General features: G+C 70.0%; 13 protein-coding genes. 4 read left to right on the plus strand and 9 right to left on the minus strand.

Features of this window, described 5'->3' with window-relative positions; translation table 11 throughout:
* Positions 1 to 16: 16 nt before the first annotated feature.
* Positions 17 to 616: a hypothetical protein gene (locus ACFW22_RS09635; RefSeq protein ID WP_386401045.1), complete on the plus strand. Its 600-nt coding sequence runs from the start codon at positions 17 to 19 to the stop codon at positions 614 to 616.
* 6 nt (positions 617 to 622) lie between these two features.
* Here the strand turns inward: ACFW22_RS09635 and ACFW22_RS09640 are convergent, their stop codons facing one another.
* The 9 genes from ACFW22_RS09640 to ACFW22_RS09680 form a co-directional block, all read right to left on the minus strand.
* Positions 623 to 1276 carry an aspartate/glutamate racemase family protein gene (locus ACFW22_RS09640; protein WP_386401047.1) on the minus strand — a complete coding sequence of 218 codons (654 nt, stop codon included), beginning with the start codon at positions 1274 to 1276 and terminating at the stop codon, positions 623 to 625.
* 62 nt (positions 1277 to 1338) lie between these two features.
* Positions 1339 to 2688, minus strand: coding sequence for a nucleobase:cation symporter-2 family protein (locus tag ACFW22_RS09645; protein ID WP_386401140.1), 1350 nt, complete (start codon positions 2686 to 2688; stop codon positions 1339 to 1341).
* Positions 2689 to 3088: 400 nt separating this feature from the next.
* A complete protein-coding gene (locus tag ACFW22_RS09650; RefSeq protein ID WP_386401049.1) occupies positions 3089 to 4480 on the minus strand; it encodes an 8-oxoguanine deaminase in 1392 nt (463 codons plus the stop codon).
* A 45-nt stretch (positions 4481 to 4525) separates the two neighbouring features.
* On the minus strand, positions 4526 to 5944 hold the full coding sequence (locus tag ACFW22_RS09655) for a nucleobase:cation symporter-2 family protein (protein WP_386401051.1): 1419 nt from the start codon (positions 5942 to 5944) through the stop codon (positions 4526 to 4528).
* A gap of 71 nt (positions 5945 to 6015) precedes the next feature.
* Positions 6016 to 6939, minus strand: coding sequence for a factor-independent urate hydroxylase (gene pucL / locus ACFW22_RS09660; protein ID WP_386401053.1), 924 nt, complete (start codon positions 6937 to 6939; stop codon positions 6016 to 6018).
* Between the two features lie 5 nt (positions 6940 to 6944).
* Positions 6945 to 7334: a hydroxyisourate hydrolase gene (gene uraH, locus ACFW22_RS09665; RefSeq protein WP_386401055.1), complete on the minus strand. Its 390-nt coding sequence runs from the start codon at positions 7332 to 7334 to the stop codon at positions 6945 to 6947.
* The gene (uraD, locus tag ACFW22_RS09670) at positions 7334 to 7846 is read right to left on the minus strand and encodes a 2-oxo-4-hydroxy-4-carboxy-5-ureidoimidazoline decarboxylase (RefSeq protein ID WP_384877684.1); all 513 of its coding nucleotides are present in this window, start codon (positions 7844 to 7846) and stop codon (positions 7334 to 7336) included. The genes uraH and uraD overlap by 1 nt, the downstream gene beginning before the upstream one ends.
* A gap of 155 nt (positions 7847 to 8001) precedes the next feature.
* Positions 8002 to 8340, minus strand: coding sequence for a helix-turn-helix domain-containing protein (locus ACFW22_RS09675; RefSeq protein ID WP_384877748.1), 339 nt, complete (start codon positions 8338 to 8340; stop codon positions 8002 to 8004).
* A 44-nt stretch (positions 8341 to 8384) separates the two neighbouring features.
* Positions 8385 to 8639: a thiamine-binding protein gene (locus ACFW22_RS09680; protein WP_386401058.1), complete on the minus strand. Its 255-nt coding sequence runs from the start codon at positions 8637 to 8639 to the stop codon at positions 8385 to 8387.
* 137 nt (positions 8640 to 8776) lie between these two features.
* Between ACFW22_RS09680 and ACFW22_RS09685 the strand changes: the two genes are divergently transcribed.
* From ACFW22_RS09685 to ACFW22_RS09695, 3 genes are all read left to right on the plus strand, one after another.
* On the plus strand, positions 8777 to 9610 hold the full coding sequence (locus tag ACFW22_RS09685; RefSeq protein WP_386401060.1) for a TIM barrel protein: 834 nt from the start codon (positions 8777 to 8779) through the stop codon (positions 9608 to 9610).
* A 44-nt stretch (positions 9611 to 9654) separates the two neighbouring features.
* Positions 9655 to 10545: a 2-hydroxy-3-oxopropionate reductase gene (locus ACFW22_RS09690; protein WP_386401062.1), complete on the plus strand. Its 891-nt coding sequence runs from the start codon at positions 9655 to 9657 to the stop codon at positions 10543 to 10545.
* A gap of 186 nt (positions 10546 to 10731) precedes the next feature.
* Positions 10732 to 12189, plus strand: a complete 1458-nt coding sequence (locus ACFW22_RS09695; RefSeq protein WP_386401064.1) for a catalase — start codon at positions 10732 to 10734, stop codon at positions 12187 to 12189.
* Positions 12190 to 12463: the final 274 nt, after the last annotated feature.

Raw genomic sequence — 12463 nt, forward strand, 5'->3', positions numbered from 1 at the left:
CGAATCAGGAGGATGCGTGACGGACCGTACGACGTATGTGACGCTCACCGGGGTGCGCCGCCGCGGCTGGACCGACGCGATGGTGCGGGAGCTGCTCGGCAGGCCGGACTTCCAGGGGCGCGACCCGCGCCGCTGGTCCCCCGCACCCGTGTGCCTCTATCTCTTGGCACGCGTGCAGACGGTGGAGCGGACCCCCGAATTCGCCGAGACCGCGACGCTCTGCCGCGCTCCGGCTTCGGTCTCGGCCGGCCGCACCGGGCAGCGGCGGGCCGCCGTCCTGGCCGCGGTCCGGGCGGAACCGATCGAGGTGCCCCGGCTCCCCCGCCCGGAGCTGGAGCGGCGTGCCGTCCGACACCGACGCCTACTGGGGGCGCGCGAGCCGGGAGGCCCGCGCGGAGGAGGCACCCCCGTCCCGGCCGGGGCACTGGTGCGCTGGCAGGTCAGCTATCTGCGCCATGCCCTGTCGCGGTACGAGGCGCTGCTCGACGGCTTGTACGGGGAGACCGGACGGGGCGAGGTCGAGAGGCTGCTGCGGCGGCGGTCGTACGAGGCGATCGCGGCTGCCTACCCCTTCCTGGCCCGGGAGTGCCGTCGTCGGATCGAGCTGGAGCGGTGAGGGCGATCAGCCCGCGAGCGCCTGGGCGACGGCGCGGCAGGCCGCCGGTATCGGCGCCACGATCCGCACCCTGCAGCGGCCCCGGAGTTCCTCGGCCGCTTCGCCGAGCGGGCCGCCGCCGATGACGACGGCGCGGGCCCCGTCCCGTTCCGCGCAGGCGCGGACCGCCCGTTCGAGTCGGTCAAGCAGCAGGGGCGGATCTGCGGAGAGGCGCTCGGGCGTGCCGGCGGTCAGTCGTAGGCCGGTGTACCGGTCGGCGAGCCCGAGGGCCATCACCCGTGCGTGGATGGCATCGGCCAGGAGCGGGGTCGTGGTGGCGACGCCGAAGGGGGTTCCACCAGCGGCTGCCTCCCGGAGCGCCGCCTCGCCCAGGCCGATCACGGGAACGCCGGCCGTGCCCTCCGCCGCCCGCAGTGCCGGGAGGCCCGGGTCGCCGAAGGCTGCGACCAGAAGGGCGGCACAGGCCCCTTCGGCAACTGCCCGGAGGCCTGTGGCGAGGACTTCGGGGGCGGCGGCCCGCAGCGCCTCCGGATCGGTGAGCATGCGCGGCCCCCGGGAGACGGTCACGCCCCGAACGGAACGTGCGGACCCCAGGGTCCGCCGGGCGATGGCGGTCATCGCCGCGGTGGTGGCGGTGGAGGTGTTGGGGTTGATCAGCACCAGCGCCCCGGGCACCGCGGTGTGCGCGGGGCCCGGGGCAGGAGGGGGAAGACGGAGTGGGTTCAGTGGACGTGCGCCGCCCTCGTGGTGCGGGTCTCGGAGATCTCCTCGCCGGGCTCCATGGGCGCGGTGACGTCGTCGTCGTCGCGGCCCCTGCCCAGGTGGTTGAAGACCACGTTGAGCAGGACGGCGGCGACACAGCCGGTGGAGATGCCGGAGTCCAGGATGATCTGCGCGGTCTCCGGGAAGGCGTGGTAGAACTCCGGCTTGGTGATCGGGATGATGCCGACGGCCAGGGAAACGGCCACGATCAGCACGTTGTTGTCCTTCTCCAGGCCGGCCTTGACCAGGGTCTGGATGCCGCTGGCGGCGACCGAACCGAAGAGGACGACGCCCGCGCCACCGAGAACCGGTCGGGGAACGACCGAGATGAGCGAGGCGGCGACCGGCGACAGGCCCATGAGGAGCAGGAAGCCGCCACCGCAGGCGACCACGAAGCGGCTGCGGATCCTCGTCATGGCGACCAGGCCGATGTTCTGGGCGAAGGCACTGCACATGAAGCCGTTGAAGAGCGGGCTGAGCGCGGAGCCGAGGGTGTCGGCACGCAGTCCGGCGGCGATGGTCTTCTCGTCCGCGGGCCGCTCGACGATCTCGCCGAGCGCCAGCATGTCGGCGGTCGACTCGGTCATGGAGACCAGCATGACGACGCACATGGAGAGGATCGCGGCGAGGGCGAACTGCGGGGCCCCGAAGTGGAAGGGCGAGGGGAAGCCGACGATGTCGGCCTCGGTCACCGGGGTGAAGTCGGTGACGCCGAACGGTATGGAGATCAGGGTGCCGATGACGAGGCCGACCAGGACGGCCACCTGCTTGAGGAAGCCCCGGGTGAAGCGGCGCAGCAGCAGGACCACGACGAGCGTGCCGGCGGCGAGCGAGAGGTACGTGGTCGAGCCGTAGTCCTCGGCGGCCGGATTGGGTCCCTGGGCCCAACCGAACGCGACCGGGAGGAGGGAGACGCCGATGAGGGTGATCACCGTGCCGGTGACCACCGGCGGGAAGAACCTCACGAGGCGGGAGAAGAAGGGGGCGGCGGCGAAACCGAGGAGTCCGGCGACGATGATCGCGCCGAAGATCACGGGGAGCGCATCGGCCTTGTTCTCGGTGGTGTCGACGATCGCGAGCATCGGCGCGACGCCCGCGAAGGTGACGCCGTTCACGAACGGCAGCCGGGCGCCGATCTTCCAGATGCCGAGCGTCTGCAGGAAGGTGGCGAGGCCGGCGGTGAAGAGGCTGGCGCCGGTGAGGAAGGTGAGTTCGGTCCCGGAGAGGCCGACGGCCGCTCCGACGATCAGGGGCGGGGCGACGACGCCCGCGTACATGGCGGCCACGTGTTGCAGGCCGCTGGTGAGCATCTTCAGTGGGGGCAGCGTCTCGTCGACCGGATGCTTCTCACGGTCGTCGGGAGCGGAGCCTGCGTCTTGTGCATTGCGAACCTGGGGCTTGGCGGCCACGGCGGTTCCTCCGGTCGGTTACACGTCGGCGGTGACGCGGGGTTCAGGGAGGTGGTGCGATGCGGTGCGGGGTGCAGGAGGTGCGGCTCGTTGCGGCGTGCGGGGTGGTGCGGTGCGGCCGAGGAGGGGTGCCGCGCGGGGGACGGGCCACCCGTGTGGGGGGCGGGTGGACGTCACCGTCCCGGGGGGTGCCGTTCGCCTTTCGGCGTACGCCACCCCCCGGTCGGGCTGCCGCGGACCCCGCTCGGGTCCGCGGCGACCGACCGAGGGCCGTCCCCCTCGGTCGGACTCCGTGGGGAGGTCAGCCCTGGGCCGTGATCCGGGCCAGGCGCTGCGCCTCCGCGCGCGCGTCGCGCGCGATCTGCTCCTCGTCGGCGAAGAGCAGCCGGTTGTTCTCGACGATCTGCTTGCCGTTGACGAAGGACGCGGTGACCGGGGCCGCCGCGCCGAAGACGACGGCGGTGACCGGGTCGGCGATCGAGGAGTGGCCGAGGCCGTCGATCTTCCAGAGGACGAAGTCGGCGAGCTTGCCGACTTCGAGCGAGCCGATGTTGTCGGCGCGGCCGAGGACCTGGGCGCCGCCGTAGGTGCCCAGGCGCAGGGCCTGGCGGGCGTTGAGCGCGGCCTCCCGATGGGCGCCGAGGCGGTTGATGAGGAGCGCGTTGCGCAGCTCGGTGTGCAGCTCGCCGGACTCGTTGGAGGCGGTGCCGTCGACGCCGAGGCCGACGGGTACGCCGGCCCTGAGCATGTCCGGTACGCGGGCGATGCCGGCGGCGAGGCGCGCGTTGGAGGACGGGCAGTGGGCAACACCGGTCTTGGTCCGGGCGAAGGCGGCGATGTCGGAGTCGTTCATGTGGACGCAGTGGGCCATCCACACGTCCTCGCCGAGGAAGCCGGTGGACTCGAAGTAGTCCGTCGGTCCCATGCCGAAGAGCTCGTGGCAGAACTTCTCCTCCTCCACGGTCTCCGAGCCGTGGGTGTGCATGCGCACGCCGAGGCGACGCCCGAGCGCGGCACCCTCGCGGAGCAGGTCGGTGGAGATGGAGAAGGGGGAGCAAGGGGCGACGGCGACCTGGGTCATCGCGTCGAAGGAGGCGTCGTGGTGCTTGCGCACCGTCTCCTCGGTGGCGGCGAGCGCGCCCTCGGTGGTCTCGACGGCGAAGTCCGGCGGCAGACCGCCGTCCTTCTCGCTGCGGTCCATGGAACCGCGGGCGAGGGTGAAGCGGACGCCCATGTCGGCGGCGGCACCGATGATGGCGCCGGAGAGGTCTCCGGAACCCCGCGGGTAGACGTAGTGGTGGTCCATGGCCGTGGTGACACCACCGCGGGCCATCATCGCCAGGGAGCCCTGCGCGGCCACGCGCACCATCGACTCGTCGATCCGCGACCACGTCGGGTAGAGCGCGACCAGCCAGTTGAAGAGGTTGTGGTCGGTGGCCAGGCCCCGGGTGATCCACTGGTAGAAGTGGTGGTGGGTGTTGACCAGGCCGGGTGTGATCAGGTGACCGGTGGCGTCGATGCGACGAACCACGTTCTCCAGGCCCTCGGGGGCCCTTCCGGATCCGATGGACTCGATCTTGTTGTCGGCGACGACGAGGTACCCGGAGGCGTATTCCGTGTCCTGGGCGTCGACGGTGGCGATCGCCGCGTTCTCGATGACGATCCGCTGGGAAGCTGCCGAAGGTGCTGCCATGGCGGTGGTTCCTTCATTCCTCGGTGGTGTGGGCACGGCAGGACCCTAGGAGGATTTGAGTGCCGGAGCCGGTTGGCGGCTCCGGGTGCCGAGATGGTGGAAGAACAGGTTGAGCAGGACCGCGACGAGCGCGCCCGCGCTGATGCCGGAGCCGAGCACCGTCTGGGCCCAGGGCGGGAAACCGGCGTAGAAGGTGGGCGCGGCCAGAGGGACGATGCCCGCCCCGAGCGCGACGGCCACCAGGATGATGTTGGAGCTGTCGTCGAGTCCGGCCTCGGAGAGGGTGCGGATGCCGCTGACCGCGATCGAGCCGAAGAGGACGATGCCGGCGCCGCCGAGGACGGGCATCGGGACCAGCGAGACGACCGCACCGAGGACGGGGAAGGCGCCGAGGACCAACAGGGCGCCGCCGGCGACGGCGACCACGTACCGGGAGCGGACCCGGGTCAGCGAGACGACACCGACGTTCTGGGCGAAGGCGGAGGTGGGGAAGCCGCCGAAGACCGGGCCGATCAAGGTGGCGATGCCATCGGTGCGCAGGCCCCGGGTGATGGTCTTCCCGTCGCTGCGGCGCTCGCAGATCTCTCCGAGGGCGAGCATGCCCGCGCTGGACTCGGTCATGAGGACGAGCATGACGATGCACAGGGAGAGGATCGCGGCCGGTTGGAACTCGGGGGCCCCGAAGGCGAAGGGGGCGGGCAGTGCGGCGACGGGCGCTTCGCGCAGGGCGGTGAAGTCGGCCATGCCGAAGGGAACCGCGGCGAGGGTGCCGATGAAGAGGCCGAGCAGCAGGGCGATCTGCCGGACGAAGCCGGTGCCGAAGCGCTGGAAGAGCAGGATGACGACGAGGGTGAAGCCGGCGAGGGCCAGGTGCCGCAGCGAGCCGAAGTCGGCGGCAGTACGGTCGCCGCCCTGGGCCCAACTGACGGGCACGGGCATCAGGGTGACCCCGATGAGGGTGATCACGACACCGGTGACCAGCGGCGGGAAGAAGCGCAGGAGCCTGCCGAAGAAGGGACCGACCGCGAGGCAGAAGACTCCGGCGACCATCACCGCACCGTAGATCGCGGGGAGTTGGTGACCCGGGGCGCTGGTTTCGGCGATGGCGAGCATCGGGGCGATGCCCGCGGACGAGGCGGCGTTGACGAACGGGAGCCGGTTGCCGGCGAAGCGCCCCATGCCGAGGGTCTGCAGGATGGTCGCGCAGCCGGCGATGAGCAGACTGGCCGCGATGAGCCGGGTCATTCCGGCGGCGTCCAGGCCGACCGCCTGGCCGATGATCAGCGGAGGGGTGACGACGCCCGCGTACATGGCGGCGATGTGCTGGAGTGCGGCGGGGACGAGCCGCGGTGCGGGGAGCCTCTCGTCCACCGGATGGCACTCGACCGGGGTCGAGGCGGGGGTGGACGGAGGGGTGGAGCACGGGCCTCCGGCGGATGCCGGCCCCGGTGCGGGCTGTGCCATGGTGGTTCCCTCCGGTCCGGTTCCGGCCCCGCCCGACTGCGGGCGGGCGGGGCCGGTCACGCGGATGCCGCTTAGAGGTTGGTCATGTCGACCGGGATCAGCGCCGTGGCTCCGTCGCGGAGGACGGTGGCCTCGATGAGGCCGTACATGCGGTCGGCGGCGTAGTAGACCTCGTTGTCGTTCTTCAGGCCGAAGGGCTCGAGGTCGACCAGGAAGTGGTGCTTGTTCGGGAGCGAGAAGCGGACTTCGTCGATCTCCGAGCGGTGGTTGATGATGCGCGTGGCCATCTGGTAGAGCGTCTGCTGGAGGGAGTACGAGTACGTCTCCGCGAAGGCTTCGAGCATGTGCTTCTTGGTCTGCTCGTAGGACCGCTCCCAGTGGGGCATGCGCTGCTCGTCGTCGGTCCAGTTGAAGCGCCAGCGGGCGGACACCTGGGTGGCGAGGATCCGGTCGTACGCCTCCTGGAGGGTGGTGTACTGGTCCTTGATGTAGCCCCAGAACTCCGAGTTGGTGGAGTTCATGACGACGAGGTCCTTGAGGCCGGAGATGACCTCCCACTTCTCGCCGTCGTAGGTGATCTGGGTGACGCGGGTCTCCTGGCCCTTGCGGGCGAAGGAGTGGTTGACCTCGTCGGCGCCGATGAACTTGGAGTTGGCGTCGGAGGAGGCGATGCGCTCCCAGGCGTACTCCTCGATCCGGATGCGCGCCTGCTTGATCGGCTCCTGGCTCGTCACGAAGTGGCGGGCGAGGTGGATGCCGAACTGCTCCGCGGACTCGATGCCGTGCTCCTTGGCGAACGCGAAGACGGTGTTCTTCGTCGTGTCGGTGGGGAGGCAATGGGCGTTGGAGCCGGTGAGGTGCACGTCGTCGAGGTCACCGGAGAGGGCGACGGAGACGTTCAGGTCCTTGATGTGGTGGGTGGCGCCATCCCGCGTGATCTTGACGACGCGGTTCTCTGCTTTGCCGTACTGGTTCTGGCCGAGAATCGTGGGCATGTCTGCTAGCTCCCTCGGTAAACGGAGTAGCCGAACGGGTTGAGCAGCAGCGGTACGTGGTAGTGCTCACCCGGCTTGACGGCGAACGTGATCGCCACCTCCGGGAAGAACGCACCGCTGTCCCTTACGCGGGGGGCGTCCTGCTGCGCCTCGGCTTGCTTCTTGGCGAAGTACGCCTCGGTCTCGAAGTCGAGACGTACGTGGGTGGTTTCCTCCGGCAGCGCCGGCAGGTCCTTGCAACGCCCGTCCGCGTCGGTGGCGGAGCCGCCGAGCGCGACCCACTGCGCGTCGGAACCGCTGCGGGCCGCGAGCGTGATGGCCACGCCCTCGGCGGGGCGGCCGATGCTGGTGTCCAGGATGTGGGTGGACACCGAAGCCGTGGTGTCGGTGCTCATCAGGAGCTCTCTTCCTCTACGAGACGGGTCAGCCGGATGCGGTTGATCTTGCCCAGTTCGGTGCGGACGATCTCCCGCTCCTTCTCGGGCGGGTTGTCGATCCGCTCGCGGACCGCGTCGCGCATCTGCTCGCCGGTCCGGCCGGTGGCGCAGATGAGGAAGACGTGACCGAACTTCTCCTGGTAGGCCAGGTTGAGTTCGAGCATGTCGGCCTTGAGCTCCGCGGAGGCACCGGCCATCCCGCTCTGCTCACGGGAAGAGGTCGGATCCCCTGCCTTCGGACGACCGATCGGCGGGTGCCCCGCCATCGCCTCGGCCAGGTCTTCTGCGGTCAGCTCGGCCATGGCGGCGTCGCTGGCGAGGAAGAGGGCTTCGACGGTGGCGTACGGGCGCTGGGCGAGCAGCCTGCTCCCCCACGCCGAACTGGAGCACACCTCGTGGAGCGCGGCGACGGCCTCGCTGTCCGAGGAGGTGTTGAACCGGGTGAGGCCCGGTGTCGTACCTGAAGTCACGGGAAGCCTCCGTGGCTGTTTTTCGCTGTGCGTCGGACGGGCTGCGGATAGCTAACGCCCTCCACAACACAACGTCAACAGTTTGTTGAAAACTCGGCCACACAAAAGCCGTCGTCTCGACATCTGGACGACGGCTTAGGGTCCCGCATGATCAACTACTCGCCCTTGGCGGCCTTTTCCCTGCTCAGGGCGGTCTCCCGGTTCAAGTAGTTGTACACGGTGAAGCGACTGACACCGAGCGCACCCGCCACCGTCTCCACCCCGTGACGCACCGAGAAGGCGCCGCGGGCCTCAAGGATCCGAACGACCTCCTGCTTCGACTTGCGGTCCAGTTCGGCCAGCGGCATCCCGTGTCGCCGCTCCATCGCCGCGAGGATGCGGTCCAGGGAGTCGGAGAGCTGCGGCAGTCGCACGGCAAGCACCTCCTCCCCCTCCCAGGACAGGACGATGTCATCGCCTTCCGCCTGCGCGGGGCCGAGCAGCTCGGCGCCCATGGCGTCCACCAGCGGCTTCACCGCCGCGACCAGGGGGTGCTCGCTCACTTCCCCTCCTCCTCGATGACGTTCACCTGGAGCGAGACGCGCGTGGCGCCGGCAGCGAGCGACTTCCGCAGCAGCGCATCGACCGCGGTGAGCACCGCATCGGCGCTCCCCTCCGCGGTATTTCCGAAGGGACCGACGTCGACCGCGTCCAGTTCGGCCGACTGAATGACCTCACGGGCCACGATCGCGTGCGCCGGCGCCTCGTCGAGATCGAACGGCTCGGTCGTGAACTCCACTCTCAAACGCTCCATGGCCCCACGCTACGGCCCCGTTCGACCGGGCGGGAGCCCCGGACCTGCGGGGACCCCTTGACAAGCACGGCAGCCGCCTTGCAACATTCCGTCAGACAGAAACTTACTTCCGCAATACGGAAGGAGCGCCGCCCCTCATGGGATTCTCGGACCAGCGCTTCGATGTGAACCTGTCGATCCTCTTCACGGAACTCCCGCTCCTGGAGCGCCCCGCGGCTGCCGCCGCGGCGGGCTTCACCGCGGTCGAGCTGTGGTGGCCCTGGATCGACACCGCCACCCCCGAGCAGAGCGAGCTCGACGCCCTCAAGAAGGCCCTTGAGGACGCCGGCACCCAGCTGGTGGGACTGAACTTCTACGCCGGACGGCTCCCCGGCCCGGACCGCGGAGCCCTCTCCGTGCCCGGGGACGAGTCGGACCGCTTCCGCGCCAACATCGAGGTGGCCGCGGACTTCGCCGCCTCGGTCGGCTGCACGGCGCTCAACGCGCTCTACGGCAACCGCGTCGAGGGCGTGGACCCGCAGGTCCAGGACGCCCTCGCGCTGGAGAACCTGGTCCTGGCCGCCCGCGCGGCGGACCGGATCGGCGCGGTCCTCCTCGTCGAGACCCTCAACGCGCCGGAGTCGCCGCTCTACCCGCTGGTGAGCGCCCCCTCCGCGATCGAGGTCGTCGACAAGGTGAACGCGGCCACCGGACTCGGCAACGCCAAGTTCCTCCTGGACGTCTACCACCTGGCCATGAACGGCGAGGACGTCTCCCGGGTCATCGCGCAGTACGCCGACAAGACCGGTCACGTCCAGATCGCCGACAAGCCCGGCCGCGGCGCACCCGGCACCGGCGAGCTCCCCCTCGAACAGCTCCTCGACGAGCTGGAGAAGGCGGGCTACGACGGCTGGGTCGGCCTGGAGTACAAGGCCGCCGACGCCGCGGCTTCCTTCGAGTGGCTGCCCGCCGAGGCCCGCCCGGCCCGCTGACGCAGGACTCCTCCCCGTACCACCTTGTTTTGAGAGGCACCCTCATGAGCAACCTCCCCAAGATCGCTTGGATCGGCCTCGGCATCATGGGCTCCCCCATGTCCGAGAACCTCCTGAAGGCCGGTTACCCGGTCACCGGCTTCACGCTGGAGCAGGACAAGCTGGACCGGCTGGCCGCGGCCGGCGGCACCGCCGCGGGCTCGATCGCCGAGGCGGTCAAGGACGCCGACGTCGTCATCACGATGGTGCCCGCCTCCCCGCAGGTCGAGGCCATCTCCTACGGCCCCGAGGGCATCCTGGAGAACGCCAAGCCGGGTGCGCTGGTGATCGACATGTCGTCGATCACCCCGCAGACCTCGGTCGACCTCGCCAAGAACGCCGCCGCGAAGGGCATCCGCGTCATCGACGCCCCCGTCTCCGGCGGCGAGGCCGGCGCCATCGAGGCCGTGCTCTCCATCATGGTGGGCGGCGAGCAGGCCGACTTCGACCAGGCCCTCCCGATCCTGGAGGCCCTCGGCAAGACCATCGTGCTGTGCGGTCCGCACGGCTCCGGCCAGACGGTGAAGGCCGCCAACCAGTTGATCGTCGCGGTCAACATCCAGGCCTGTGCCGAGGCCGTGGTCTTCCTGGAGAAGTCCGGCGTGGACCTCACCGCGGCCCTCGACGTCCTCAACGGCGGCCTGGCCGGCTCGACCGTCCTGACCCGCAAGAAGGACAACTTCCTGAACCGGGACTTCAAGCCCGGCTTCCGGATCGACCTGCACCACAAGGACATGGGCATCGTCACCGACGCCGCCCGCAACGTCGGCGCCGCCCTCCCGGTCGGCGCGGTCGTCGCCCAGCTCGTCGCCTCGCTGCGCGTGCAGGGCGACGGCGGTCTCGACCACTCGGCCCTGCTGCGCGCCGTCGAGCGCCTCTCCGGCCAGCAGGTCTGACCCCGCGCCCCTTCGAGGGGTCCCAGATTTCCGGTCGGCGTCGGCGCTGACAACCTGTCCTGTCGCGCCCAGGCGCCGTCGCCGGCCGGAACACCACACTTCATTTTCAACAAACTGTTGACGTCCTGATCAGCGCCTCCTTAGGCTCCTCGGACCGTCAGCAGAGCTCCCGTACGGAAGGTCACCATGTCGAAGCGCGTGCTTACGACCGAGTCCGGCGCCCCCGTCGCCGACAACCAGAACTCCGCCACCGCCGGCGTCGGTGGCCCTCTCCTCCTCCAGGACCAGCACCTGCTGGAGAAGCTCGCGCGCTTCAACCGTGAGCGGATCCCGGAGCGCGTCGTGCACGCCCGCGGCTCCGGCGCGTACGGCTACTTCGAGGTGACCGACGACGTCACCGGCTTCACCAAGGCCGCGTTCCTCTCCGAGGTCGGCAAGAAGACCGAGACCTTCATCCGCTTCTCCACCGTGGCCGACTCGCTCGGTGGCGCGGACGCGGTCCGCGACCCCCGCGGCTTCGCGCTGAAGTTCTACACCGAAGAGGGCAACTACGACCTCGTCGGCAACAACACCCCGGTGTTCTTCATCAAGGACCCGATCAAGTTCCCCGACTTCATCCACTCGCAGAAGCGTGACCCCTTCACCGGCAAGCAGGAGCCGGACAACGTCTGGGACTTCTGGGCGCACGCGCCGGAGGCCACCCACCAGATCACCTGGCTCATGGGCGACCGCGGCATCCCGGCCTCGTACCGCCACATGAACGGCTACGGCTCGCACACCTACCAGTGGACCAACGAGGCGGGCGAGGCCTTCTTCGTCAAGTACCACTTCAAGACGAACCAGGGCATCCGCTCCCTCTCCGCCGAGCAGGCCGCCGAACTCGTCGGCAAGGACGCCAACTCGCACCAGACCGACCTGCTCCAGGCCATCGAGCGCGGCGTGAACCCGAGCTGGACCCTGTACGTCCAGGTCATGCCGGCCGCCGAGGCCGCGGACTACCGCTTCAACCCGTTCGACCTCACCAAGGTGTGGCCGCACGGCGACTACCCGCTGCAGCGGGTCGGCCGCCTGGTCCTCGACCGCAACCCGGACAACGTCTTCGCCGAGGTCGAGCAGGCCGCCTTCTCCCCGAACAACTTCGTTCCGGGCATCGGCCCGTCGCCGGACAAGATGCTCCAGGGTCGTCTCTTCGCCTATGCGGACGCCCACCGCTACCGCCTCGGCGTGAACCACACCCAGCTTCCGGTGAACGCCCCCAAGGCGACCGTGGCCGACAACTACGGCCGCGACGGCTTCATGGCCACCCGCAACGGCTCGCGCCACGACAGGAACTACGAGCCCAACTCGCACCAGGGCCCGGCGCAGACCGATGCCGCGCTCTCCGCGCCGCTCGCGATCCACGGCTGGACCGGCACCCACGCGGCGCCGCAGCACGCCAAGGACGACGACTTCTTCCAGGCCGGTGAGCTCTACCGCCTGATGTCCGAGGACGAGAAGCGCCGTCTGGTCACCAACATCGCCGGCGGCCTGTCCCAGGTGTCCCGCGAGGACGTCATCGAGAAGAACCTCGCCCACTTCGCCGCCGCCGACGCGGACTACGGCAAGCGGGTGGCAGAGGCGGTCCGCGCCCTGCGCGAGGACTGATCACAGAGCAACACCCAGGCTGCGTACGACACGTGACGGGAGGTCAATGTCGTACGCGGTCCGGATCGCCGGCCCGGATGAGGGGTGGCCGGCGAACCGGACAAGCGTGAGGACCGCGGCGGCACCGAGCCAGTGCGGTGGTCAGGGCGCCGGCTCCCCTTCTTGACCTGAAGGAAGGGGAAGGCCGTTCCGCCCGTCGGCACCGCCGCGGTCCCAACGCCCCCCGCAAGGGGTTCCCGATACTCCGTCCGGCGGCGCGAACGTCCTGTCGCGC

Source organism: Streptomyces sp. NPDC058872, assembly GCF_042743065.1.
GTDB lineage: Bacteria > Actinomycetota > Actinomycetes > Streptomycetales > Streptomycetaceae > Streptomyces.